This window comes from Amycolatopsis stemonae (assembly GCF_054781455.1).
Genome location: NZ_BAAGUJ010000004.1, coordinates 158,346 through 184,353 on the forward strand (window position 1 = coordinate 158,346; position 26,008 = coordinate 184,353).

Annotated in this window: 18 protein-coding genes and 2 pseudogenes; 18 read left to right on the plus strand and 2 right to left on the minus strand. The window is 70.7% G+C overall.

Annotated elements, in window-relative coordinates; genetic code table 11:
• The first annotated feature begins 177 nt into the window (after positions 1-177).
• Together ACYVLJ_RS16600 and ACYVLJ_RS16605 are read left to right on the plus strand one after the other, a co-directional pair.
• Complete coding sequence (locus tag ACYVLJ_RS16600) at positions 178-972, plus strand: SDR family NAD(P)-dependent oxidoreductase (RefSeq protein WP_460439248.1); 795 nt, start codon at positions 178-180, stop codon at positions 970-972.
• Positions 973-1,193: 221 nt separating this feature from the next.
• Positions 1,194-1,319 (plus strand): hypothetical protein, encoded by a 126-nt coding sequence (locus tag ACYVLJ_RS16605; RefSeq protein ID WP_451980435.1) that lies wholly within the window; start codon positions 1,194-1,196, stop codon positions 1,317-1,319.
• Between the two features lies 1 nt (position 1,320).
• Here the strand turns inward: ACYVLJ_RS16605 and ACYVLJ_RS16610 are convergent, their stop codons facing one another.
• Together ACYVLJ_RS16610 and ACYVLJ_RS16615 are read right to left on the minus strand one after the other, a co-directional pair.
• Positions 1,321-2,769, minus strand: a complete 1,449-nt coding sequence (locus tag ACYVLJ_RS16610) for a cellulose binding domain-containing protein (protein WP_460439249.1) — start codon at positions 2,767-2,769, stop codon at positions 1,321-1,323.
• Between the two features lie 119 nt (positions 2,770-2,888).
• Positions 2,889-4,928 carry a phosphocholine-specific phospholipase C gene (locus ACYVLJ_RS16615; protein ID WP_460439250.1) on the minus strand — a complete coding sequence of 680 codons (2,040 nt, stop codon included), beginning with the start codon at positions 4,926-4,928 and terminating at the stop codon, positions 2,889-2,891.
• Between the two features lie 232 nt (positions 4,929-5,160).
• Between ACYVLJ_RS16615 and ACYVLJ_RS16620 the strand changes: the two genes are divergently transcribed.
• From ACYVLJ_RS16620 to mmsB, 16 genes and pseudogenes are all read left to right on the plus strand, one after another.
• Positions 5,161-5,406: a hypothetical protein gene (locus ACYVLJ_RS16620; RefSeq protein WP_460439251.1), complete on the plus strand. Its 246-nt coding sequence runs from the start codon at positions 5,161-5,163 to the stop codon at positions 5,404-5,406.
• A 177-nt stretch (positions 5,407-5,583) separates the two neighbouring features.
• Positions 5,584-6,423 (plus strand): annotated as a pseudogene (locus tag ACYVLJ_RS16625) (glycoside hydrolase family 16 protein); the annotation flags it as partial.
• A gap of 248 nt (positions 6,424-6,671) precedes the next feature.
• Entirely contained in the window at positions 6,672-7,595 is a 924-nt protein-coding gene (locus ACYVLJ_RS16630) for a D-alanyl-D-alanine carboxypeptidase family protein (protein ID WP_460439252.1), read from the plus strand.
• Positions 7,592-8,551: pseudogene (locus ACYVLJ_RS16635) on the plus strand (endonuclease/exonuclease/phosphatase family protein). Before ACYVLJ_RS16630 ends, ACYVLJ_RS16635 begins: the two are co-directional and overlap by 4 nt.
• A gap of 193 nt (positions 8,552-8,744) precedes the next feature.
• On the plus strand, positions 8,745-9,794 hold the full coding sequence (locus tag ACYVLJ_RS16640) for a LacI family DNA-binding transcriptional regulator (protein ID WP_451980454.1): 1,050 nt from the start codon (positions 8,745-8,747) through the stop codon (positions 9,792-9,794).
• A 56-nt stretch (positions 9,795-9,850) separates the two neighbouring features.
• The gene (locus tag ACYVLJ_RS16645) at positions 9,851-10,852 is read left to right on the plus strand and encodes an ABC transporter substrate-binding protein (RefSeq protein WP_460439253.1); all 1,002 of its coding nucleotides are present in this window, start codon (positions 9,851-9,853) and stop codon (positions 10,850-10,852) included.
• A gap of 30 nt (positions 10,853-10,882) precedes the next feature.
• Entirely contained in the window at positions 10,883-12,376 is a 1,494-nt protein-coding gene (locus ACYVLJ_RS16650) for a sugar ABC transporter ATP-binding protein (RefSeq protein ID WP_460439611.1), read from the plus strand.
• A complete protein-coding gene (locus ACYVLJ_RS16655; RefSeq protein ID WP_460439254.1) occupies positions 12,373-13,404 on the plus strand; it encodes an ABC transporter permease in 1,032 nt (343 codons plus the stop codon). The genes ACYVLJ_RS16650 and ACYVLJ_RS16655 overlap by 4 nt, the downstream gene beginning before the upstream one ends.
• Entirely contained in the window at positions 13,401-14,384 is a 984-nt protein-coding gene (yjfF, locus tag ACYVLJ_RS16660; RefSeq protein WP_460439255.1) for an ABC transporter permease family protein, read from the plus strand. The genes ACYVLJ_RS16655 and yjfF overlap by 4 nt, the downstream gene beginning before the upstream one ends.
• 29 nt (positions 14,385-14,413) lie before the next feature.
• Positions 14,414-18,223 (plus strand): LamG-like jellyroll fold domain-containing protein, encoded by a 3,810-nt coding sequence (locus ACYVLJ_RS16665; protein WP_460439256.1) that lies wholly within the window; start codon positions 14,414-14,416, stop codon positions 18,221-18,223.
• Positions 18,224-18,247: 24 nt separating this feature from the next.
• The gene (gene araB, locus ACYVLJ_RS16670) at positions 18,248-19,876 is read left to right on the plus strand and encodes a ribulokinase (protein WP_460439257.1); all 1,629 of its coding nucleotides are present in this window, start codon (positions 18,248-18,250) and stop codon (positions 19,874-19,876) included.
• Positions 19,876-20,616: an L-ribulose-5-phosphate 4-epimerase gene (locus ACYVLJ_RS16675; RefSeq protein ID WP_451980472.1), complete on the plus strand. Its 741-nt coding sequence runs from the start codon at positions 19,876-19,878 to the stop codon at positions 20,614-20,616. The genes araB and ACYVLJ_RS16675 overlap by 1 nt, the downstream gene beginning before the upstream one ends.
• A gap of 13 nt (positions 20,617-20,629) precedes the next feature.
• Positions 20,630-22,129 carry an L-arabinose isomerase gene (gene araA / locus ACYVLJ_RS16680; RefSeq protein ID WP_451980475.1) on the plus strand — a complete coding sequence of 500 codons (1,500 nt, stop codon included), beginning with the start codon at positions 20,630-20,632 and terminating at the stop codon, positions 22,127-22,129.
• Positions 22,130-22,145: 16 nt separating this feature from the next.
• Positions 22,146-23,249 carry a multiple monosaccharide ABC transporter substrate-binding protein gene (chvE, locus tag ACYVLJ_RS16685; RefSeq protein WP_451980478.1) on the plus strand — a complete coding sequence of 368 codons (1,104 nt, stop codon included), beginning with the start codon at positions 22,146-22,148 and terminating at the stop codon, positions 23,247-23,249.
• Entirely contained in the window at positions 23,246-24,766 is a 1,521-nt protein-coding gene (gene mmsA / locus ACYVLJ_RS16690) for a multiple monosaccharide ABC transporter ATP-binding protein (protein WP_460439258.1), read from the plus strand. The genes chvE and mmsA overlap by 4 nt, the downstream gene beginning before the upstream one ends.
• Positions 24,763-25,983: a multiple monosaccharide ABC transporter permease gene (gene mmsB / locus ACYVLJ_RS16695; protein ID WP_451980484.1), complete on the plus strand. Its 1,221-nt coding sequence runs from the start codon at positions 24,763-24,765 to the stop codon at positions 25,981-25,983. The genes mmsA and mmsB overlap by 4 nt, the downstream gene beginning before the upstream one ends.
• The last annotated feature ends 25 nt before the right edge of the window (positions 25,984-26,008 follow it).

Consider the following 26,008-nt stretch of genomic DNA (forward strand, 5'->3'; position numbering starts at 1 on the left):
GACCGGCGCGGCGGTCGCGGCGGCGGTCGGCAGGAGGGACGTGCGGTGCGTGGTCATGGCGCAGATCGTGGCGGCCGGGGATGCGCGGCGGCAACCGGTTTTCCCAGCCGGTGCGCTCCGGCGAGCTGTGCTTGAATCGCCCGGAACGCACGGCCGAGGCGAGAAAGGGCTTTCACGATGCGGGTCGACCTGAGCGGGAAGACGGCGCTGGTCACCGGGTCCACGCAGGGCATCGGCGCGGCGATCGCGGCGGGCCTCGCGGCCGCGGGTGCGCGCGTCGCGATCAACGGGCGGAGCGAGACCGGGGTCCTGAAGGCGATCGCGCGCCTGAAGGAGGAGGTGCCGGACGCGGACCTGGTGCCCGCCCCGGGCGACGTCTCGGACGAGGCCGGCGCGGCCCAGGTCGTCGAGGAGGTGCCCGACGCCGACATCCTGGTCAACAACCTCGGCATCTTCGGCGCGCAGGAACCGCTCGAGATCACCGACGCCGACTGGCGGCGCTACTTCGAGGTCAACGTGCTGGCCGCGGTGCGGCTCACCCGCGCCTACCTGCCGGGGATGACCGGGCGCGGCTGGGGCCGGATCCAGTACATCGCCAGCGATTCGGCCGTCGTGATCCCGGCCGAGATGATCCACTATGGAGTGTCGAAGACGGCGCTGCTCGGCGTCTCGCGCGGGTTCGCCAAGCACGCGGCCGGCACCGGCGTCACGGTGAACGCGGTGATCGCGGGCCCGACGCACACCGGTGGCGTCGAGGACTTCGTCTACGAGCTGGTCGACAGGGGCCTGCCGTGGGACGAGGCCCAGCGAGAGTTCATGAAGAAGCACCGGCCGCAGTCGTTGCTGCAACGCCTGATCGAGCCCGAGGAGATCGCGAACCTGGTGGTGTACCTGAGTTCGCCGTTCGCCTCGGCGACCACGGGTGCCGCGGTGCGCGCCGACGGCGGGTACGTCGACGCGATCCTGCCGTAGGACCCGCTCCCGCCCGGGCGCACGGGGGAGGCCCGGGAGGGAGCGGGAGTGGGTGGCCGGGGTTTCACCGCACCGGCACCCCGTTCAACGACCCGCCCGGCCGGGAGTTCCCCCGACGCGGAGTGACGTGCGTCGCGGCCGTTCGGGGTACCCCGCGCAGGGGTCGCCCGGACGAGCACGGGGGCTGTACCGATCGGGCTCCGTCGTTCATGATCGACTTCATGGACCACATCGAGACACCGGTCAAACCCGGGCGGGGCCTGCGCCGGGTCCTCCTCGCGGCGGCGGCGGGCGCCGTGCTCGCCGCCGCCGCGTGGGTGGCCCTCTGGCTGGCCATGCACCTGTGACCTACGGCGTGACCGGGATGTTCGTCAGGCCGGACTTGGCGTTCGTCACCGTGTTGGAGGCGTACACGACGTTCGGGTCGGCCGAGCACTTCGACACCGAACTGATCTTGATCGCGTAGTCGCCGACGCCGCCGAGATCGGACTTGTTGCCCCGCCAGACGTTGCCGCAGCCGTTGTCGAACGACGGGCTCGTGCTCGGGTTGTGGTTCTCGTAACCGTTGGCGAACGTGCCGGGCGGGGCGAACGTGCCCGTGTTGTTCTCGATCGTGTAGCCGATGCCCTTGACGTCGATCCAGGAGTCGGCCGAGTTCTCGCCGGAGATGCCGCGGCCGTCGAAGGTGTTGCCCCGGATCACGCCGTCGAACGTGCCTTCCTTGACGTCGATCGGCTCGGCCGCGACGAACGGGCCGATGTGGTTGTCCAGCACCTGGATCCGGTCGCCGCGGTCGACGCCGCCGGAGTTGCCGTGGCAGCCCCAGTTCGAGTTCGCCGAACCGAGGTAGACGCCTTCGCCGTACCCCGGCTGGACGAGTCCGGTGTAGGTGATCGTCGAGTTCTTCAGCACGCTGTCGGCCGAGGAGCGGCGGAAGTGGATCGCCTCCTCGTCGATGTGGTTGACGTTCACGCCGTCGATCGTCGTGTGCGGGGAGTTGTCGGCGACGATGCCCTTCTTGGACTCCTGCACGGTGAACCCGGTCAGGGTCCAGTAGGGCGCGCCGGAGAGCCACAGGCCGTAACCCGAGTCCCAGCCGGGCGTCGGCGCCGGGCAGTCGGGAGCGGCACCGGACGGGCCGTCGTTGACCAGGACGGCGTTCGCCGGGCCCGACAGGGTGATCGGTTCCGCCGCCGTGCCGGGCCTGGTCGTGACGAACGAGCCGTGGTAGGTCCCGGCGGCGAGCTTGATCGTCTGGCCCGGTGCCGCGTTCGCCAGTGCCGCCTGCAGCTGGGCGGCGGTCGAGACGTTCACGGTGTCCCCGGCGGGCGGGGTGGTGGTTGTGGCGGGCGGCGGCGTGGCCGGGGTCGTCGGCGTGGTCGTGACCTGGCCGCCCGCACACGGGGTGCCGTTGACCGTGCAGCCGGCGGGCAGGCCGCCGCCGGCGACGGTGAAGCCGAAGTTCGCGCTGCCACCGGGCTTGACCGTGCCGTTGAACCCGGCGTTCGTGAACTTGTAGTGCTGCCCGGTCTGCGTCTTCGCCGAGCTCCACGAACTGGTCACCGCCGAGCCCGCGGGCAGGTCGAACTCGACGGCCCAGCCGGTGGCGGGCGCGTCGCCGTGGTTGGCGATCGTGTAGCCGCCGCCGTAGCCGCCGGTCCAGACCGACGTCTGCGCGAAGGTGGCGGACAGGTTCGCCGCGGCGGCTCCCGCGCTGACACCGCCGGTCAGCGCGAGGACGACCGCCGCGGCGGAAACGGTTGCGGTACCGAGGAAAACGGCACGTCGTGGGGACACCAAGGGCCTCCGGAAAGGGGACTGCGGAGGTGTTGCGGCGTACACCCGGACGTTCCCTTTATAGGTCACCTATGTGACGTGCGTCAATGAGCTGAACAACCGTCATGGATGTGAACGGATCAGCCGGTGACGCTCGCTGCGCCCGTCTCGACGTGACCGCTGAACCGGCGCAGGAACTTCGGGTCCGCGTCGAGCGTCGCCGACAGGTCGTACCAGCCGGAGCCGTAGGCGACCGGGTTCCAGTCGTCGGTCACGGTCTGGCCCGCGGTCAGGGTGTAGGTCCACGGCCCGTCGGTGCGGTAGTGGTTCGCGGTCACCGTGATCTTGACCGTCGTCTGCCCGCCGTTGCGCAGGGTCAGCCGCAGCTTGTTGTCCGCGGTGTAGCTCCCGAGGACGTCGACGCCCGCGCCGGCGCTGTTCGCGTCCCCGGCGAGGACCCAGCGGAACCGGTTGGGCCCGTGCACGGCGACGCCGTACTTGCCGCCGCCGTAGAGCTGGATCCGCCAGGTGTCGCTGACCTGGGCGCCGGGCGCGAGGTCGTAGGGCCACGGGCCGTCGGTCTGACCGTCGTTGCGGTAGGCCATCAGCTGCAGGGCCGCGGTGCCCTGGTTGGCGAACGTCGTGGTGAGGATCTGGTGGTCGGCGCTCAGCGACGTCGTCACCAGGGGCTTGTAGGGGAGTGCCCGGGCCGGGCGGGTGCCGGTCTCCTGCACCGGGGCCTGCTGCTTGCCCGTCGCCGGGGGCGTCGGCTTCGGCAGGTTCTTCTGGGTGTCGTCGGCCTGCTTGCGCAGGGCCGCGGTGTCGGGCAGCAGCGGGATCTGGACGTTCTGCGTGCCGAAGTCGAAGCACGTCATCAGGTCGCCGCAGATCGCCCGGCGCCACGCGCTGATGTTCGGCTCGGCGACACCGGTCCAGCGCTCGAGGAAGCGGATCACCGACGTGTGGTCGGTGACCTCCGAGCTGACCCAGCCGCCGCGGCTCCACGGCGAGATCACGGTCATCGGCACGCGCGCGCCGAGCCCGATCGGCTGGCCGCCGATGTACTCGCCGGCGGTCCCGGACGGCGCGACCGGCGGGGCGACGTGGTCGAAGAAGCCGTCGTTCTCGTCGTAGTTGATGAGCACCACGGTGGACTCCCAGAGCTTGGGGTTGTTCCACAGGGCGTTGAGGACGGTCTGGGTGTAGGCGGCGCCGTCGACCGGACGGGCTTCGGGGTGCTCGCAGTAGCCGTAGGGCGCGACGATCCACGAGACGCGGGGGAGCGACCCGCTCGCGCAGTCGGCCTTGAACTCGGCGAGCACGTGGTCGACGTCCTTGCCCTGGCCGGAATCGGGCCCCCAGGTCTTGAACACACTGGCCCGTTTGGACAGATCGGAGGTGTAGTCCTGGTGGTAGGCCTTGAACAGCCACAGCGGGTTGTCGCCGTAGTCGCCGACGAAGGAGCCGCCGGCGTCGCCGACCTCCTTGTTGGCGTACACCTTCCACGAAACCCCGTGCTGCTGCAGGCGTTCCGGGTAGGTCGTCCAGCTGAAGACCGGCTTGTAGTCGGCGGGGTTGTAGTTCGCCGGCCCGCCCGCCTGGCCGGCGGCGTCGATCGTGCCGGTGAACAGGTAGAGCCGGTTGGGCGTGGTCGGGCCCTGCACCGAGCAGAAGTAGTGGTCGCACACGGTGAACGCGTCGGCGAGCGCGCGGTGGAACGGGATGTCGCCCTGCGCGAAGTACCCCATGGTCATCTCGCCCTTGGCCGGGATCCACGCGTTGTTCGCGCCACCGGCGATGGCCTGGTGCTGGTCGGTCCAGCCGTGGCCGAGGTCGCCGAGGTCCTGACCGTCCACTTTGGTCGTGTCCACCCGGAACGGCAGCAGGTACTTCCCGTCGCTGCGCCCGGAATCCGGCTGGTGGAAGACGTCCTGGCCGTTCGGCAGCACGATCGCCGAGCGGTCGCCGTAGCCGCGGACGCCCTTCATCGTGCCGTAGTAGTGGTCGAACGACCGGTTCTCCTGCATCAGCACCACGACGTGCTCGACGTCGGAGAGGCTGCCGGAGACGCGGGGTTCGGCGAGCGCCTCGGCCATGCCGGGCGGCAGGGCGCCGAGGGCGCCGGCGGCGGCGACTCCGCCGAGGAAGCTGCGTCGGGTGAACTCGTGCGGGTCGGCCATCACGGGAGCCTCCAGGGGGACCTCGGCAGGGCGACGTCAGCGTAGATGATCGAAGCTGCTCGCAACTACCGACGTTCGGACGTAATCGAGCACCGAGTGTTCATGCATTGTTCGGTTCGACGGCCGGTGGTGTGACACTTTCCGGTGACCCGGAGCTGAACCGGCGTCCGGCGGGGAATCTTTCCCAGCACAAACCCCTGGCGCACAGGGGATCCGGTGGAGGGAGAGCACGATGAAGACCCGAATCGCTTCCTGGACGGCGGCCGCCGCACTCGCGGTTTCCGCGGTGGTCGCCGCGGCCGGCCCGGCGTCGGCCGACCCGGTGCCGGGCAACCCGAACCAGTTCTACGCCTACTGCTCGGTCGACCTGCTCGGGGTGCCGCTGGCGTGCACCGAGACCGACGCCGCCCACGCGTCCCACATCTGCCAGTACGTCGCCACCGGCGTCGGCCTCGGGCTCGACTGCATCCTGCGCTGAGGCCCGGGTTGCCCGAAAGTACCCGGTGGTCCGGACCATCGGGTACTCGTCGGAAAATGTCCGACCGGATAGCCTTGTTCTTCGCCACCGTCCCGGCCATACTTTGTTGCCATCCACAACAAATAGGGTGCCGGTGAGCCGCCAGCCGTCGCCCGCGGAACGGAAGGGGCGACGACGATGTCGACCAGGATCTCCGCCCGATGGCGGCGGACCGCCCGCCTGCTGGTGGTGCCCGCGGCGCTGCTCGCAGCCGGCGCCGTGGTGGCCGCACCGCAGAGCCAGGCCGCGCCCGCTTCACCGCTGGCTTCCTTCAGCGACGACTTCGACGGCCCGGCGGGCAGCGGCGTCGACGGCTCGAAGTGGGTCCACGAAACCGGCGACAACGTGAACAACCACGAGCGCCAGTGGTACACCGACGGCACCGCCAACGCGGCGCTCGACGGCCAGGGCCACCTCGTGATCACCGCCAAGAAGGAGAACAGCGGGAACAACTGCTGGTACGGCGCCTGCGAGTACACCTCGGCGCGCCTCAACACCTCCGGCAAGTTCACCGCGTCGTCCGGGCACGTCGAGGCCCGGATGAAACTGCCGCGCGGGCAGGGCATGTGGCCCGCGTTCTGGATGCTCGGCTCCGACATCGGCAACGTCGGCTGGCCGCAGTGCGGCGAGATCGACATCATGGAGAACGTCGGCTTCGAGCCGAACACGGTGCACGGCACCATCCACGGCCCGGGCTACTCCGGTTCCGGTGGCATCGGCGCGCCGTACAACGGCCCGAACTTCTCCGACGACTTCCACACCTACGCGATCGACTGGTCGCAGGACAAGATCGTGTGGTCGGTGGACGGCACCGCCTACCAGACCCGCACGCCGGCCGACGTCAACGGCAACCAGTGGGTGTTCAACCACGACTTCTTCGTGATCCTGAACCTCGCGGTCGGCGGCTACTGGCCCGGCGACCCCGACGGCAGCACCCAGTTCCCGCAGCAGCTGGTGGTCGACTACGTCCACGTGAGCTGAGCGGTTCCCGACCAGCGGGACCGGCTGTCCTCCGCGCGCGGCGGAGGGGGGCCGGTCCCGCGCCACGCCGGCCGGTCTTCCGGCGTCGTAACCCGGTACGGCGACTTCGGCGGGCCGGCTTTGGTACCGAACCGCGACATTTCTGGTTCAGACCTGTCGACCAACCCCGACGGCCCGGCGATCTTCCCCGGACACAGTGATCGGGGTGTGCCTCCGCGGCACACCCCGGCACCCGGAGGAGACCCATGGCCCGTACCCGCATCCCACCCGTCGCCGGCGGGTTCGCCGCCGCCGCGCTGGTGGCCGTCGCCGCGACGTGCTGGGTGCTCTTCCCGCCCACCGTCGACCGCTGGCCGAGCGCCGCGCGGCCGGCCGTCGACCTGCCGCTGCCGTGGCCGGCCGAAGGACAGGCCAGCGCCGAGGTCCAGGGCCTCGGCTCGCTCGGCAGCCGCGGCGAGCGGCGGCCGGTGCCGATCGCGAGCGTCACCAAGGTGATGACCGCGCACGTCGTGCTGAAGGACCACCCGCTCGGCGCGGGCGAACCCGGCCCGCTCGTCACCGTCGACGACCAGGCCGCCGCCGAGTCGGCGTCGTCCGAAGAGTCGACCGCGCCCGTGCGCGCCGGCCGGCAGATCGGCGAACGGGACCTGCTGGCGTTGATGCTCGTGCCGTCCGGGAACAACGTCGCCCGCCTGCTCGCCCGCTGGGACGCGGGCAGCCAGGAAGCGTTCGTCGAGAAGATGAACCGCGAGGCCGCCGCGCTCGGCATGACCGACACGACCTACACCGGCGCGAGCGGCATCGAGGACTCGACCACGAGCACGGCCGCCGACCAGCTGCTGCTGGCGCGCGAGGTGATGCGGAACCCGGTGATCCGCGCGATCGTCGCGACGCCGAGCCTGCGCGTCGACGGCGTGCCCGGCGACGTCGTCAACACCAACACCCTCCTGGGCCGCGACGGCGTCATCGGGCTGAAGACCGGCTCGTCCACGGCGGCCGGCGGCGCGCTGATGTGGGCGGCGAAAGCCCGTGACGGCGCGCTCATCCTCGGCGTCGTGCTCCACCAGAGCCCCGGCGGCAGCCCGGCGCAGGGGTTGCAGGCGGCGTTGGACGCCAGCGAGAAGCTCATCGCCGCGATCCGGCGGGAACTCCCGGCGGCGCCCCGGTGACGACGACCCTCGAACCGAAAGCGCCGCCGGAGCGGGGAACCTGGCGTCGCGGCCGCGTCATCGCCGGGTTTTCCGCCCTGACCGCGCTGCTCCTGCTCGGCCACTCGCTGGTGCCCAACGCCGTGGGCAACGCGGGCAGCCTGCTGGAGACGTTCCTGCCGTGGACCGGCCTGCTCGTCGTGCCGCTGCTCGTGGCGGCCCTGATCCGGCGCTCCGCGCTGGCCCTCGTGTCACTGCTGCTGCCGGCCGTGGTCTGGGGCGGGTTCTTCGGCGGCAGGCTGTCCGACAAGACGGCGGCCGGCGGCGACCTCACGATCGTGTCGCACAACGTCAACGACGAGAACCCGGACCCGGCCGGCACCGCGCGTGCCCTGGCCGCCTCCGGTGCGCAGGTCATCGCGCTGGAGGAACTGAAGAGATCCGAGGTGCCGAAGTACGAGGAGGCGCTGGCCGCCGCGTACCCGCACCACTCCGTGCAGGGGACCGTCGGGATCTGGAGCACGCTCCCGCTCGGGTCCACCCACCCCGTCGCGATCATGCCGTGGACACGGGCGCTGCGGACCACAGTGGACACTCCGAAGGGCCCGGTGGCGGTGTTCGTGGCGCACCTGCCGTCGGTGCGGGTCCGGGTCGACTCGGGCTTCACGGCGAACGGCCGTGACGAGGCGATCGGTCTGCTCGCCGAAGCGATCGCCGGTGACCCGTCGCCGCGCAAGGTGCTCGTCGGGGACTTCAACGGCACGACCGACGATCGCGGGCTCGCGCCGATCACCGCCCGGATGCGGTCCGCGCAGGACTAGGCGGGCGACGGCTTCGGGCTCAGCTGGCCGGCGTCCTTGCCGCTGGCCCGGATCGACCAGGTCTTCGTCGACGGGGTGCGCCCGGTCGCGGCCTGGACGTTGCCCGCGACGGGCAGCGACCACCTCCCGGTGGCGGCCTCGGTGGCGCTCGGCTGAAGCTCGTGAGTGAGCAACAGTGTTCCGGCACTGGTGCTCACTCACGACCCTTGGTGCGGAAGACCGGTGGTCGGGGGCGTGACTGGACCGTTACGCGACCCGGGCTTGACCGCGTGGGTGTTATCGCTAACACTGACTCCTCGCCGTCACCGGAACGGGTGACGCAGACCAGTGCCGGTCCGCACGGAAGGGGATGCCGGTGGCCGAACGACCTCGCTCCGGCGGCCCGGTCCGGGTGACCGCCGCCGGTACGCGGCAGCCGAGCCTGACCGACGTCGCGGGCGTGGCGGGCGTGTCCCACATGACCGTGTCCCGGGTGATCAACGGAACCGGTCCCGTGCGGCCCGAGACGCGCGCCCGGGTGCTCGCCGCCATCGAGGAACTGGGCTACCGCCCGAACTCCGCGGCCCGCGCGCTCGTCACCGGGCGCACCGGCACCCTCGGCGTCGTCGCGCTCGAGTCCAACTTGTACGGTCCGGCCAGCACGCTCTACGGCATCGAGAACGCCGCCCGGGAAGCCGGGTACGCGATCACGATCTCCAGTGTCAGCCGGCCCGGCCGGTCGTCGATCGCCGACGCGGTGGAGAACCTCCGCCGCCAAGCCGTCGAGGGCGTCATCGTCATCGCCCCGCACGTCACCGCGGGCAAGGCCCTCGAAGCCGCGCCCGCGGACTTCCCGGTCGTCGCGGTCGGGGGCGGGGAGGCCGCGCCGGTCCCGGTCATCTCCGTCGACCAGCGCGACGGCGCCCGCCGCGCCACCGAACACCTCCTGGCGCTGGGCCACCGCACGGTCTGGCACATCGCCGGACCGGAAGACTGGCTCGAGGCCCGCGACCGCGAGCTCGGCTGGCGGGAGACCCTCGAGCGCCACGGCGCGAACGTGCCGCGGGTGATCCGCGGCGACTGGAGCTCGCGCTCCGGCTACGAGGCGGGGCGATCCCTCGCCGGGGAGCCGGACCTCGACGCCGTCTTCGCCGGCAACGACCAGATGGCCCTCGGCCTGCTGCGCGCGTTCGCCGAGGCCGGGATTTCGGTGCCCCGGGACGTGCGCGTGGCGGGCTTCGACGACGTCCCCGAGGCGGCGTACTTCACGCCGCCGCTGACCACGGTGCGCCAGGACTTCATCGAGGTCGGCCGGCGCACGTTCGGCCTGCTCACCGAGCGGCTGGGCGGGGGCGACCGGCACGCGCGCGCCCTGGTCGTGCCCGAGCTGATCGTCCGCGAGAGCACCGGGCCGCGTTAGCGCGTTCCGCGCGCCGGACCGGAGCGGACCACCTCTGAATGTTAACGCTAACAGAAATGATCACCGTCGATCGAGGAGTGAACGTGCTGAAGAAGCGATGGGCCGCCGCGGCGGCCACGGCGGCCGGACTCGTGCTGCTCACCGCCTGCGGGAGTGGTGGTTCCTCAGGCGGCTCCGGCGGGGCGATCACGCTCGGGTTCGCCCAGGTGGGCGCCGAGAGCGGGTGGCGGACGGCCAACACCAAGTCGATCCAGGACTCGGCGAAGACCGCCGGCATCGAGCTCAAGTTCTCCGACGCGCAGCAGAAGCAGGAGAACCAGATCTCCGCGATCCGCTCCTACATCCAGCAGAAGGTCAAGGTCATCGCGTTCTCGCCGGTCGTCGAATCCGGCTGGGACACCGTGCTCAAGGAGGCCAAGACGGCCAACATCCCGGTCATCCTCACCGACCGGGCCATCGACTCGCCGGACAAGTCGCTCTACAAGACCTTCCTCGGCTCCGACTTCATCGCCGAAGGCAAGAAGGCGGGGGAGTGGCTGACCAAGGAGTTCGCGAGCGCCACCGGCCAGGTCAACATCGTCGAGCTGCAGGGCACCACCGGTTCGGCCCCGGCCAACGACCGCAAGAAGGGCTTCGCGGACGTCATCGCGGCGGACCCGAAGTACAAGATCGTCGCGTCGCAGACCGGTGAGTTCACCCGCGCCAAGGGCAAGGAGGTCATGGAGGCCTTCCTCAAGTCCCAGCCCAAGATCGACGTCCTCTACGCGCACAACGACGACATGGCCCTCGGCGCCATCGAAGCGATCGAAGCCGCGGGCAAGGTGCCGGGCAAGGACATCAAGATCGTCTCGGTCGACGGCGTCAAGGACGCGCTCACCGCACTGGCCGACGGCAAGATCAACCACGTCGTCGAGTGCAACCCGCTGCTCGGCCCGCAGCTGATGGACCTGGTCAAGAAGGTCGCCGCGGGCGAGCAGGTGCCGGCGCGCATCGAAACCCAGGAGACCGAGTTCGACCAGGCGTCCGCGAAGGCCGCGCTGCCGCAGCGGCAGTACTGAGAGGTCACCGTGTCCACCGAAATCCTGACCATGACCGGGATCCGCAAGGAGTTCCCCGGCGTCCTCGCCCTCGACGACGTCGACTTCCGCCTCTTCCCGGGCGAGGTCCACGCGCTGATGGGCGAGAACGGCGCCGGCAAGTCCACCCTGATCAAGGTGCTGACCGGGGTGCACGGGGTGGACGCGGGCACGATCACCCTCGCCGGGACCGCCGTCGCCTTCGGCGGCCCCGGCGAGGCCCAGCGGGCCGGCGTCAGCACGGTCTACCAGGAGGTCAACCTCTGCCCGAACCTGTCAGTGGCCGAGAACGTCTGCCTCGGGCGGGAACCCCGCCGCTTCGGCCGCATCCAGTGGGGCCCGATGCGGCGGCGGGCCGAGGAGCTCCTGGCCCGCCTCGACGTCCACGTGGACGTCTCGGCCGAGCTGGGCACCTGCTCGATCGCCGTCCAGCAGCTGGTCGCGATCGCCCGCGCGCTCGACGTCGACGCGCGGGTGCTCGTGCTCGACGAACCGACGTCCAGTTTGGACAGCGGCGAGGTCGAGCAGCTGCTCGGGGTCGTCCGGTCGCTGCGCGAGCAGGGGATGGCGATCCTGTTCGTCTCGCACTTCATCGACCAGGTCTTCGCCGTCGCCGACCGGATGACCGTGCTGCGCAACGGGAAGCTGATCGGCGAGTACCGCACGGCCGACATCACGCCGGTCGACCTCGTCACCAGGATGATCGGCAAGGAGCTGCAGGTCCTCGAGAAGCTCGAAGACTCCGGCCCGACCCGCGCGGAGGTCGCGGACGCGCCGGTGCTCCTGTCCGCCGAAGACCTCGGCCGCAGGGGCGGCGTGGCACCGTTCAGCCTCGACATCCACGCCGGGGAAGTCGTCGGGCTCGCCGGGCTGCTCGGTTCCGGGCGCACCGAGCTGGCCCGGCTGCTCTTCGGCGCCGACCACGCCGACAGCGGAACCGTCCGCCTCGACGGGGAGGCCGCGAACCTGCGCACCCCGCGCGCCGGGCTCGACCACCGCATCGCGTTCTGCTCGGAGAACCGCAAGACCGAAGGCCTGGTCGAGGAACTGACCGTCCGCGAGAACATCGTCCTCGCGCTCCAGGCGTCGCGCGGCTGGGCACGGCCGCTGTCGCGCCGGCGTCAGGACGAGATCGCGCGCGAGTACATCGAGACGCTCGACATCCGCCCTGCCGACCCCGAGGCGCTGGTCGGCAACCTTTCCGGCGGCAACCAGCAGAAGGTCCTGCTGGCCCGCTGGCTCATCACCGAGCCGCGGCTGCTCATCCTCGACGAGCCGACCCGCGGCATCGACATCGGCGCCAAGACGGAGATCCAGCGGCTGGTCACCCGGCTGTCGGCCGACGGCATGGCCGTGCTGTTCATCTCCGCCGAGCTCGACGAGGTGCTGCGGCTGAGCCACCGCGTCGTCGTGCTGCGCGACCGGAAGGTGGTGGCGCAGCGGGAGAACCGGGCGCTCACCGCCGACGAGATCATGGCCACGATGGCCGAGGGAGCCGTCTCATGACCAAGCACCGGTTGTTCTGGCCCGTCGTGGCGCTGCTCGCGCTGCTGGCCGGCGACCTCATCGCGCACCCGGCGTTCTTCTCGATCGAACTGCGCGACGGCCACCTCTACGGGAACCTCGTCGACATCCTCAAGAACGGCGCCCCGCTGATCCTCATCGCGATCGGCATGACGCTCGTCATCGCCACCCGCGGCATCGACCTCTCGGTCGGCGCGGTCGTCGCGATCAGCGGATCGCTGGCCTGCCTGTGGATCGCCGACCACCCCGGCGGCGTCGGCGCGACGCTCGTCGCGGTCGGGCTGGCGCTGGGGCTTTCGCTCGTGCTCGGCGGGTGGAACGGCTGGCTCGTCGCGGGGCTGGGCATCCAGCCGATCATCGCGACGCTGATCCTGATGGTCGCCGGCCGCGGGATCGCGCAGCTGATCACCGGCGGGCAGATCATCACCATCAACTCCGGCCCGTACGAGTGGATCGGCAGCGGCTTCGTGCTGACGCTCCCGAGCGCGATCCTCGTCGCCCTCGCCGTGTTCGTGCTCGCCTCGCTGCTGGTCCGCCGCTCGGCGCTCGGCCTGCTGGTGGAGTCCGTCGGCGGCAACCCGGAGGCCAGCCGGCTCGCGGGACTGCGGTCGGCGCGGCTGACCTGGCTCGTGTACGTCTTCTGCGCGCTGTGCGCGGGCATCGCCGGGCTGATGATCAGCGCCAACGTGCACAGCGCCGACGGCAACAACGCCGGTCAGTTCATCGAGCTGGACGCGATCCTCGCCGTCGTCATCGGCGGCACCCAGCTGACCGGCGGCCGGTTCTCCCTCGGCGGCTCGGTCATCGGCGCCCTGCTCATCCAGACGCTGACCACGACCGTCTACGCCCTCGGCATCCCGCCCCAGGCGATCATGCTGTTCAAGGCCGTCGTCGTGCTCGCGGTGTGCCTGCTGCAGTCACCCGCCTTCCGCCGCAAGCTCCGGCGGCGGCGCCGGCCCCACCCCCGCACCCCGGCCACCGCGCCGGAGAAGGTCGAGGTCGCGGCATGACCACGCTCGCCCGGGTCAAGGGCTACCGGCCACGGCAACGCCACCTGCCGATCCTGGCGACGATGGCCCTGCTCGTCGGCGCCTACGTCTTCGGCGCGTCGAGCTACGAGGCGTTCGGGTCCGGGCAGGTCGTCCTGGACCTGTTCATCAACAACGCCTTCCTGCTCGTCGTCGCCGTCGGCATGACGTTCGTGATCCTCACCGGCGGCATCGACCTGTCCGTCGGCTCGGTCGTCGCGCTGTCCACAGTGGTCTCCGGCGACCTGCTGCAGAACCACGGCTGGCCGGTGCCGGCCGCGGTCGCCGCGGTGCTGGCGATCGGCGCGCTGCTGGGCGCCGGCATGGGCGCGCTGATCCACGTCTTCGAGATCCAGCCGTTCATCGCCACCCTGATCGGGATGTTCTTCGCCCGCGGGCTCTGCTACACGATCACCACACAGGCGTACTCGATCGACAACCCGACCATCGCGACCCTGGCCCAGACGCAGATCCCGCTGGGCGGCGAGCTGCACATCTCGATCAGCGTGGTCGTCGCGCTGGTGGCCGTGGCCGTCGCGGCCTACGTCCTGGCGTTCACGCGGTTCGGGCGGACGGTCTACTCGATCGGCGGCAACGCCCAGTCCGCGGTGCTGATGGGCCTCAAGGTCGGCCGCACGAAGATCGCGGTGTACACGATCAGCGGCTTCTGCTCGGCGCTCGGCGGCCTGCTCCTCGTGCTGTACAAATCTTCCGGCGACCCGCTCAACGGCATCGGCCTGGAGCTGACGGCGATCGCGGCGGTCGTCATCGGCGGCACCCTGCTCACCGGCGGCTCCGGCTACGTGCTGGGCACCGTGCTCGGGATCATGGTGCTGGGCATCATCCAGACGCTGATCACCTTCGACGGCACCCTCAACTCCTGGTGGACGTCGATCATCACCGGCGCCCTCCTGTTCGTCTTCATCGTCCTCCAACGCCTCGTCACCCGACGGGCCCGCTGACTGTGAGCGCTCACACTCGAAGGAGAGTCATGCCCCGCAGATTCCGGCGCCCCCTGGCCGTGCTCGCGGCCCTGACCCTGTTCTCGGCCTTGCCCGTGACGGCCGCGGCGGCCGACCCCGACCCGGCGCTCGCCGGGCACTGGACGTTCGACGAAGGCAGCGGGACGACCGCCGCCGACACCGCGGGCAGCCACCCCGCGACGCTGAACTCCGGCGCGGGCTGGGGCCCGGGCCTCCGCGGCGGTGCGCTGACCACCGACGGCACCAGCGGCTTCGCCGATGCCGGAGCGCCCGTGCTCGACACGACGAAGAGCTTCTCGGTCAGCAGCTGGGTTAAGCTCGACAAGACCTCGGGTTACCAGACGTTCGTGAGTGTCGACGGCAGCCAGGTCAGCAATTTCTTCCTGCAGTTCCGCGACGACTCGCGCCGGTTCGCCTTCACCCGCCTGGCCGGGGACGCCCCAGCCGACGGCGTCGTCGCTTCGGCGAACTTCGACCCGGTGGCCGGCCAGTGGTACCAGCTCACCGGCGTGTTCGACGCGGCCGCGTCGACCCTCGCGCTCTACGTCGACGGCACCCGCCAGGCCACCGTCGCCGCGCCCGCGGGCTGGGCCGGGACCGGGCACCTGGTCATCGGCCGCGGCAAGTACGGCGGCAATCCGGTGGACTACGTCGACGGCACGATCGACGACGTCCGCGCCTACACCGGCGCGCTGACCCCGGCCGCCGCCGCCCGCCTCGCCATCGCCGGGCACTGGACCCTCGACGAGGGCACCGGCACGACCGCGGCCGACGACTCCCTCGACGCCCGCACCGCGACCCTGTCCGGCGGCGCGACCTGGGGCGACGGCGTCGTCGGCCCGCACGGCGTCGCCCTCGACGGCACCGGTTCCGCGGTCGAGGCGCCCGCGCCGGTGGTCGACACCGCGCAGAGCTTCTCGGTGTCCGCCTGGGTGAAGCCGACCGCGGCGACCGGCTTCCGGACCGCCGTCGGCGTCGACGGCTCGGCGATCAGCGGCTTCTACCTCCAGCGCGCCGCCGACGGTCGCTTCGCGTTCACGCGCCGGGCGTCCGACGGCGACAGTGCTTCGTCCTCTGCGGTCTCGACACTGCCCGCGCAGGCCGACCAGTGGCAGCACCTCGTCGGCGTCTACAACCGGGCGGCGGGCACGCTTTCGTTGTACGTCAACGGAACCCTGCAGCAGAGCGTCCCGTTCACCACGCCGTGGACCGCGGGCGGGCACCTGGTCATCGGGCGCGGCAAGTGGGCCGGCGCCCCGGCCGACTGGTTCGCCGGGGGTGTGGACGACGTCCGCGCCTACCCGACGCCGCTGACCGCGTCCGCCGTCGCCGCACTGGCCGCGAGCGGCTCGTGGCACTTCGACGAGGGCACCGGAACGGTCGCGCGCGACTCGTCGGCCAACGCGGCCGACGGGGTTTTGAAGGGCGCGACGTGGACCGCGGGCGCGGCGGGCAAGGCCGTCCAGCTCGACGGAAAGTCCACTGTGGACATGGGCACGTCGCCCGCGTTCGACACCGGCACCGGCTCGCTGTCCCTGGCGGCTTGGTTCCGGACGACGGCCGACGGCACCCTGGCCGACCACGGCGACGGCTACGCGCTCGGCGTGACCGGCGGCAAGCTCACCGCCCGCGTCGGCACGATCCAGGTGACCACCGCCGGCGGCGGGCTCGCCGATGGCAACTGGCACCACGCCGCTGTCGTCCTTGACCGCGCTTCGCAGCGGCTCACCGTCTACGCCGACGGCGACGCCTCGGCGGTCACGAGCACGTGCGGCACACCCACCGGCACCACGCTGGACGTCTCCTCCTGCCCGGCTTCCGGGACCGCTGCCGCTCCGCTGACCGTGGGTGCCGGGTTCACCGGCACGATCGACGAGCTGGAGCTGCGCCGCTTCCCGCTCACCGCGGCCCAGATCGGCACCTTGGCGGGGGCGAACCAGCTGGCGGTCGACGCCACCGTCGTCCGCGCCAACACCCGCCCGACCACCTACGGCTCGATCCTGGAGGACATCAGCCACTCCGTCGAGGGCGGCCTCTACGCCGAGCTGGTTCGCAACCGCACCTTCAAGGAGGCCTACCAGGGCGGCAGCGGCGCCGGCGACACCCCGGTCCCGTACTGGTCCCTGCTCGCCTCGGCCGGTGCCACCGGCACGTACGCGATCGACACCGCCACGCCGCTGAACACCGCTTTGGACCGTTCGCTGAAGCTGCACGCCGAGGTGGTCCCGGCCGGTGGGCGAGTAGCGGCCGCGAACGTCGGCTACTACGGCGTCGCCGCGAAGCCGTCCACGAAGTACACGGGCAGCTTCTTCGCGAAAGGCACGTGGACCGGCGCGGTCCGCGTCAGCCTGGAGAAGCCGGACGGCACCGTACTGGCGAGCAAGGACCTCGCGGCTCCGGGCGCGGCGTGGGCGCAGCAGACGTTCAGCTTCACCACGCCGTCGACGATCTCGCCGTCCACCGACAACCGGATCGTCGTCTCCCTGGTGAACAAGGGGAAGAAGGTCCTCGCCGGGGACGCCTGGTTCCAGCAGGTGTCGCTGTTCCCGCCGACGTTCAAGAACCACGGCGTCCGCCTCGACCTCGGGCAGAAGCTGGCGGCGATGAAGCTCGGCCTGTTCCGGGTCCCGGGCGGCAACTACCTCGAGGGCAACACCCTCGACACCCGGTTCGCCTGGAAGAACACCATCGGCAAGCCGGAGGAACGGCCGGGCCACCAGAACACCGCGTGGGGCTACTGGTCCACCGACGGCTTCGGCATCCTCGACTACCTCAAGCTGTCCGAGGACATCGGTGCCCAGCCGCTGCTGGCGCTGTTCGCCGGGTACACGTTGAACGGCCAGCACGTCAGCCAGGCCGACTACCCGCAGTACGTCCAGGAAGCCCTCGACGAGATCGAGTACGCCATCGGCGACGCCACCACGACGTGGGGCGCGAAGCGGGTCGCCGACGGGCACCCGGCGCCGTTCGACCTGCACTACGTCGAGGTCGGCAACGAGGACTGGTTCGACGGTTCCGGGTCCTACGCCTGGCGCTTCACCGACATGGACAACGCGATCAAGGCGAAATACCCGCAGCTGACGGTCATCGCGACGACCGGCGGCCTGCAGGGCGGGCCGGCGTCGAGCACGTCCACCGGGGTGCGCCCGGACGCCGCGGACGACCACTACTACCAGTCGCCGCAGTGGTTCACGGACAACTCGACGCGCTACGACACCGCGGACCGCTCGGGCCCGGAGATCCTCGTCGGCGAGTACGGCGCCCAGGACGGCCGGCCCACCGGCACCCTGGCCGCCGCCATCGGCGAGGCGGCGTTCCTGACCGGGCTCGAGCGCAACAGCGACGTCGTCATCGGCTCGATGTACGCGCCGGTGCTGGTGCAGGAGAACCAGTCGAACTGGCCGGTCAACCTGATCGGCTTCGACGCGGGGAGCAGCTACGGCTCGCCGTCGTACTGGGTGCAGCAGATGTTCTCCAGCACGCTCGGCAAACAGATCGTCAGCAGCCGCCTCAACCAGGGCAGCCCGCTGCGGCAGGTGGTCAACGTGACCACCAAGGGCGGGAGGAAGACCTTCACGGTCAAGCTCGTCAACCCGACCGGCCAGGTGCAGACGACGCGGCTGGCGCTCACCGGCGTCACCGCGGTGGACGGCACCGGGACGCTCACCACGCTCACCGGCGACCCGGCCGCGCGCAACAGCCTCGCCGCGCCGGCCGCGATCGTGCCGCGGACCAGGGAGATCACCGGCCTGGCCGCGACTTCGAAGCTCACACTGCCGGCCGACTCCGTGACGACGCTCGTCATCACCGGCCGCTGAACACACCAGGGAGGAGAGGACACCGTGGCAGAACCACTCACCGTCGGCGTCGACTTCGGCACGCTGTCGGGCCGCGCGGTGGTCGTCCGGGTCCGTGACGGCGCCGAGCTCGGCAGCGCGGTCTTCGAGTACCCGCACGGCGTGCTCGACGAGACGCTGCCCGCCACCGGCCGCGCGCTGCCGCCGGACTGGGCGCTGCAGGTGCCCGCGGACTACGTCGGAGTGCTGCGCAACGCCGTGCCGGCGGCGGTGCGGGACGCCGGCGCCGACCCGGCCGACGTCATCGGCGTCGCCACCGACTTCACGGCGTGCACGATGATCCCGACGACCGCCGACGGCACGCCGCTGTGCGAGCTGCCGGAGTTCGAGGGCAACGCCCACGCGTACGTCAAGCTGTGGAAGCACCACTCGGCCCAGCCGCAGGCCGACCGCATCAACGAGCTGGCCCGGGCCCGCGGCGAGAAGTGGCTGCCGCGCTACGGCGGCCTGATCTCGTCGGAGTGGGAGTTCGCGAAGGCGCTCCAGGTGCTCGAAGAGGCTCCGGACGTCTACGCGGCGATGCGGCACTGGGTCGAGGCGGCCGACTGGATCGTCTGGCAGCTGACCGGCGTCTACGTCCGCAACGCGTGCACGGCCGGGTACAAGGGCATCCTGCAGGACGGCCACTACCCGAGCCGCGACTTCCTCCGCGAACTCGACCCGGGATTCGAGTCCTTCGTCGCGGACAAGCTCGAACACCCCCTGGGCGAGCTGGGCTCGCGCGCGGGCAGCCTGACCGCCGAAGCCGCGGCGTGGACCGGGCTGCCGGAGGGCATCGCGGTCGCGGTCGGCAACGTCGACGCCCACGTCACCGCGCCCGCCGCGAACGCCGTCGAGCCCGGCCAGATGGTCGCGATCATGGGCACCTCGACGTGCCACGTGATGAACGGCGCCGAACTGCGCGAGGTCCCCGGCATGTGCGGGGTCGTCGACGGCGGGATCGTGACCGGGCTCTGGGGCTACGAAGCCGGGCAGAGCGGCGTCGGCGACATCTTCGGCTGGTTCACCGACCACTTCGCCCGCGACGGGCACGACCGGCTCACCGAGCTGGCCGCGCGGCAGGAGATCGGCGGACACGGCCTGGTCGCCTTGGACTGGCACTCCGGCAATCGCTCGGTCCTCGTCGACCACGAGCTGTCCGGCGTCATCGTCGGCCAGACCCTCGCCACCCGCGCCGAGGACGTCTACCGCGCGCTGCTGGAGGCCACCGCGTTCGGCACCCGCAAGATCATCGAGACGTTCACCGCCGCCGGCGTCCCGGTCACCGAGCTGATCATCGCGGGCGGCCTGATGAAGAACACACTGCTCATGCAGATCTACGCCGACGTCACCAACCTCCCGCTGTCGGTGATCGGCTCGGCGCAGGGCCCCGCGCTCGGCTCGGCCATCCACGCGGCCGTCGCCGCCGGCGCCTACCCGGACATCCGCGCGGCCGCCGCGGCGATGGGCTCGGTCCAGCGGGCGGTCTACCGGCCGGTGCCTGAGAACGTCGCCGCTTACGACGAGCTCTACGCCGAGTACTCGACGCTGCACGACTACTTCGGCCGCGGCGGCAACGATGTCATGCACCGTCTGGCCGCCCGCCGCCGCACTGTCGCGAAAGGACGGTCCTGATGTCCCTGACCGACGAAGTCCTCGACACCGTCGCCGAACTGCGCGAAACGGTCGCGAACCTGCACGGCGAGCTGACCCGCAACGCGCTCGTCATCTGGACCGCGGGCAACGTTTCCGCGCGGGTGCCCGGCCGCGACCTGATGGTCATCAAGCCCTCGGGCGTGTCCTACGACGACCTGTCGGCCGACACCATGGTGGTCACCGACCTGCACGGCGAGCTGGTCCACGGCGAACTCGCGCCGTCGTCCGACACCGCCGCGCACGCCTACGTCTACCGGCACCTGCCGGAGATCGGCGGCGTCGTCCACACCCACTCGACCTACGCCACGGCGTGGGCCGCGCGCGGCGAGCCGATCCCGTGCGTGCTCACGATGATCGCCGACGAGTTCGGCGGCGAGATCCCGGTCGGCCCGTTCGCGCTGATCGGCGACGACTCCATCGGCCGCGGCATCGTCGAAACGCTGCGCACGAGCCGCTCCAAAGCCGTGCTGATGCGCAACCACGGCCCGTTCACCGTCGGCCGCACCGCGCGCGACGCGGTCAAGGCCGCCGTGATGGTGGAGGACGTGGCCCGCACCGTGCACAAGGCCTTCGAGCTGGGCACGCCCGAACCCCTGCCGCCCGAGGACGTCGACCGGCTCTACGCCCGGTACCAGAACGTCTACGGCCAGCCCACCGTCTTTCGGGGGCCCCGGGTGGCGGAGCCCCCGGCCCCGGGGCGGAGCCCCGGATGTCACTGATTCAAGGAGAACGATGACCCGCGCGTCGAAACCCCAGCTCTGGTTCCTCACGGGGAGCCAGGCCCTCTACGGCGAGGAGACCCTCGAGCAGGTCGCCGGCCAGTCCCTGCGCATCCAGCAGCTCCTGGCCGCCGCCGGCGGGCTGCCGGCCGAGATCGTCGGCAAGCCGGTGCTGACCGAAGCGTCGTCGATCCGGCGCGTGCTGCAGGAAGCCAACGCCGACGCCGCGTGCGTCGGCGTGATCGCGTGGATGCACACCTTCTCGCCCGCGAAGATGTGGATCACCGGGCTGGACGCGCTGCGCAAGCCGCTGCTGCACCTGCACACCCAGCTCAACGAAACCCTCCCGTGGTCCACGATCGACATGGACTTCATGAACCTCAACCAGGCCGCGCACGGCGACCGCGAGTTCGGGTTCATCCAGACGCGCCTGGGCGTGCCGCGCAAGACCGTCGCCGGCCACGTCGCCGACCCGGCCGTGGTCGCGCGGATCGACGCGTGGGCGCGGGCCGCGATCGGCGCCGACCACCTCCGGAACCTCCGGCTGGCCCGGTTCGGCGACAACATGCGCGACGTCGCCGTCACCGAAGGCGACAAGGTCGAGGCCGAGCTGCGCTTCGGCGTCTCGGTCAACACCTACGGCGTCAACGACCTCGTCGAGGTCGTCGACGCGGTGTCCGATGTAGACGGTCTTGTCGCGCAGTACGCCGAGGACTACGACCTCGTCCCGGAGCTGGCGGCCGGGGGAGCGCGGCACGAATCACTCCGCTACGCGGCGAAGATCGAGGCCGGGCTGCGAAAGTTCCTCAGCGACGGCGGGTTCGGCGCGTTCACCACGAACTTCGAGGACCTCGGCGGCCTGCGTCAACTGCCCGGCCTCGCCGTGCAGCGGCTGATGGCCGACGGCTACGGCTTCGGCGGCGAGGGCGATTGGAAGACCTCCGCGCTGCTGGCCGCGGTCAAGGCGATGGGCGTCGGCGTCGGCTGGGGCACCTCCTTCATGGAGGACTACACCTACCACTTCGGGCCGGGCACGCCGAAGATCCTCGGCGCGCACATGCTGGAGGTCTGCCCGAGCATCGCCGCCGCGAAGCCGTCCTGCGAGATCCACCCGCTCGGCATCGGCGACCGCGAGGACCCGGTGCGGCTCGTGTTCGACGCCCAGCCCGGCCCCGGCGTCACACTCGGCCTCGTCGACCTCGGCGACCGGTTCCGCCTGGTGGCCAACGAGATCGAGGTCGTCGCGCCGGACGAGCCGCTGCCCAACCTGCCCGTCGCGCGGGCGGTCTGGGAGCCGGCGCCGACGCTGGCGACGTCCGCCGAGTCGTGGATCACCGCCGGCGGCCCGCACCACACCGTGCTCACCCAGGCCGTGGGCACCGAAACCCTTCGCGACTTCGCGAACCTCCTCGGCGTCGAGCTGCTGGTGATCGACCGCGACACCACCCCGCACGACTTCGCCGACCGCATCCGCTGGAACCAGGCGTACCACCGGCTCGCTCAGGGCTTCTGAGAAAGGAAAGGGAACAATGAAGTTCATTCGAGGAATCGCGGGGATCGCCGCCGCGGGACTGGTGCTCACGCTCTCGGCGTGCGGCTCGAGCCAGAAGACGGCGGACCAGGCGGCCGCGTCGAGCGCCAGTGCGGCGGGCGGTCTGGTCGGCGTCACCATGCCGACGAAGTCGTCGGAACGCTGGATCCACGACGGCGACAACATCAAGGCCGCCCTGGAGAAGCTCGGCTACCAGGTCGACCTGCAGTACGCCGAGAACGACATCCCCACCCAGGTGAACCAGATCGAGAACCAGATCACCAAGGGCGCGAAGCTCCTGGTCATCGCCTCGATCGACGGCACCGCCATCACCACCCAGCTGCAGGAGGCGGCCGACCGCAAGATCCCGGTCATCGCCTACGACCGGCTGATCCGCAACTCGCCCAACGTCGACTACTACGCCACCTTCGACAACTTCAAGGTCGGCGTCGAGCAGGCGAACTCGCTGGTCAAGGGCCTGGGTGACGGGCCGGGACCGTTCAACGTCGAGCTGTTCGCCGGGTCGCCGGACGACAACAACGCCACGTTCTTCTTCAACGGCGCGATGTCCGTGCTCAAGCCCCTGATGGACAGCGGCAAGCTCGTCGTGAAGAGCGGCCAGACCGACTTCGCCCGCGCGGCCATCCTGCGCTGGGACCCGGCCACCGCGCAGCGGCGCATGGAGGACCTGCTCACCAAGACCTACACCGGCGGCGCCAAGGTCGCGGGTGTGCTCTCGCCGTACGACGGGCTGTCGATCGGTATCCTCTCCGCCCTGAAGAGCAACGGCTACGGCACCGCCGGCCAGCCCTACCCGGTCGTCACCGGGCAGGACGCCGAGGTCGCCTCGGTCAAGTCCATCATCGCCGGTGAGCAGTACTCGACGGTCTTCAAGGACACCCGCAAGCTCGCCGACACCACGGTCAAGATGGCCGACGCCGTCCTCAAGGGCCAGCAGCCCGAGGTCAACAACACCAAGGACTACGACAACGGCAAGAAGGTCGTCCCGTCGTACCTGCTGCAGCCGGTGACCGTGGACAAGACGAACTACCAGAAGGAGCTCGTCGACTCCGGCTACTACACGGCAGGTCAGCTGAAATGACCGAACTGCTCGGCATGCGCGGGATCACCAAGACCTTCCCCGGGGTCAAGGCGCTGTCGGACGTCACGCTTTCCGTGCGCCGCGGGGAGATCCACGCGATCTGCGGGGAGAACGGTGCCGGGAAGTCCACCCTGATGAAGGTGCTCTCCGGCGTCCACCCCCACGGGACGTACGACGGCGAGATCGTCTTCGACGGGCAGCGGTGCGAGTTCGGGTCGGTGCGCGACAGCGAACGGCGCGGGATCGTGATCATCCACCAGGAGCTCGCGCTGTGCGGCCAGCTGTCGATCGCGGAGAACATCTTCCTCGGCAACGAGCGGCGCAAGCGCGGCTGGATCGACTGGAACCGCACCAACCACGAGGCCGGCGCGCTGCTCCAGCGCGTCGGCCTCGCCGAAAACCCGACCAGGGCGGTGCAGGAGCTCGGCGTCGGCAAGCAGCAGCTGGTCGAGATCGCCAAGGCGCTGTCCAAAGAGGTCGAGCTGCTCATCCTCGACGAGCCGACCGCGGCGCTGAACGACGACGACTCGGCGCACCTGCTCGACCTCCTGCGCGGGCTGCGCGACGAGGGCGTCACGTGCGTGATCATCTCGCACAAGCTCGGCGAGGTGACCGCGATCGCGGACACCGTCACGATCCTGCGCGACGGCAAGACGATCGAGACGCTCGACGCGGCGGGCCTGACCGAGGAACGCATCATCACCGGGATGGTCGGGCGCGACCTCGAGCACCGGTTCCCGCCCCGGGAGCCGGACATCGGCGAAGAGGTGCTGCGGATCGAGGACTGGACGGTCTACAGCCCCAACCAGCCCGACTGGCTCGTCGTCGACCACGCGTCGCTCTCGCTGCGGCGCGGGGAGATCGTCGGGCTGGCCGGGCTGATGGGCGCGGGCCGGACCGAGCTCGCGATGAGCGTGTTCGGCCGGTCCTACGGCAAGAACATCACCGGGCGGATCTTCAAGCACGGCGAGGAGATCGACGTCCGGTCGGTGCGCGACGCCGTCCGCCACGGCATCGCGTACACCACCGAAGACCGGAAGCGCTACGGGCTCAACCTGATCGAGGACATCCAGCGCAACGTGTCCGCGGCCGGGCTGGGCAAGCTGGCGAAGCGGGGGTGGGTGAACGAGCACGCCGAGCACGACACGGCCGCCCGCTACCACCGCGAGCTGCGGATCAAGGCGCCGTCCGTGCGCAGCGTGACCGGGAAGCTCTCCGGCGGCAACCAGCAGAAGGTCGTGCTGGCCAAGTGGATCTTCACCGACCCGGACGTGCTGATCCTCGACGAGCCGACCCGCGGCATCGACGTCGGCGCCAAGTTCGAGATCTACACGATCATCAACGAGCTGGCGGCGCAGGGGAAGGCGGTGCTGGTCATCTCCTCCGAGCTGCCGGAGCTGCTCGGGCTCTGCGACCGGATCTACGCGCTGTCGGCGGGGCGGATCACCGGCGAGGCGACCCGCGAGAAAGCCACCCAGGAACTGCTGATGCAGTACATGACCAAGGAACGGGAATGACCACGACCGAAGCGCGGCCCGACGCGCCCCCGGCCGAGCGCTCCGCCCGGCGGATCTCGATCAACCCGCGCCAGAGCGGCATCTACGTCGCGTTCGCGCTGATCGTGGTGCTGTTCGAGGTGCTCACCGGCGGCGCACTGCTGGAACCGCAGAACATCTCCAACATCATCGTGCAGAACAGCTACGTGCTGATCCTCGCGATCGGGATGATCCTGGTGATCATCTCCGGGCACATCGACCTGTCCGCCGGGTCGGTCGTCGCGATGACCGGCGCGGTGTCGGCCGTGCTGATGGTGAACTGGCAGCTGCCGTGGTTCTGGGCGGTGCTGATCACCCTGGTCGTCGGCGCGGTGATCGGCGCGTGGCAGGGCTACTGGGTCGCCTACTTCGGCATCCCGGCGTTCATCGTCACCCTGGCCGGGATGCTGGCGTTCCGGGCCCTGACCCTGACGGTGCTCGGCAACCAGGGCATCGGCCCGTTCCCGGACGCGATCCGCACGCTGTCGAACGGCTTCACCGACGGCTACCTGGGCAACATCGGCCTCGGCCCGCTGGGCGGCGCCGACCTGGTGTCGCTGCTCGCGGGCGTCGCGGCGGTGGCCGGGATCGCGTTCACGCAGTGGCGCAAGCGCGCGGGCCGGCTCGGCTACGGCCAGGACGTCGACCCGTTCCCGGTGTTCGTGCTGAAGATCGCCGGGATCGCGGTACTGGTGCTGGCCCTGGTCGTGCAGCTGGCGCGGTTCAAGAACCTGCCGTGGGTGCTGATCCTGCTGGCCGCGCTGGTGCTCGGCTACTCGCTGGTGGCGGGCAAGTCGGTGTTCGGCCGGCACATCTACGCCGTGGGCGGCAACCTGCAGGCCGCGACGCTCTCGGGTGTCAAGGTCAAGTCGGTGACGTTCTGGATCTTCGTCAACATGGGCGTGCTGGCGGCGCTGGCCGGGATCATCTTCGCGGGCCGGCTCAACCAGGCGGGCCCGACGGCGGGCGTCAACTTCGAGCTGGACGCGATCGCGGCGGCCTTCATCGGCGGCGCGGCGGTCCAGGGCGGCGTCGGCAAGGTGGTCGGCGCGATCACCGGCGGCCTGATCATGGCGGTGATCAACAACGGCATGTCCCTGATCGGCGCCCCGAGCGAGCGGGTGATGCTGGTCAAGGGCGTCGTGCTGCTGGCGGCGGTCGCGTACGACATCTGGACCAAGCGCCGCGCGGCTTCCTGACCCGGCTGTCGTGAGTGGTAATTCG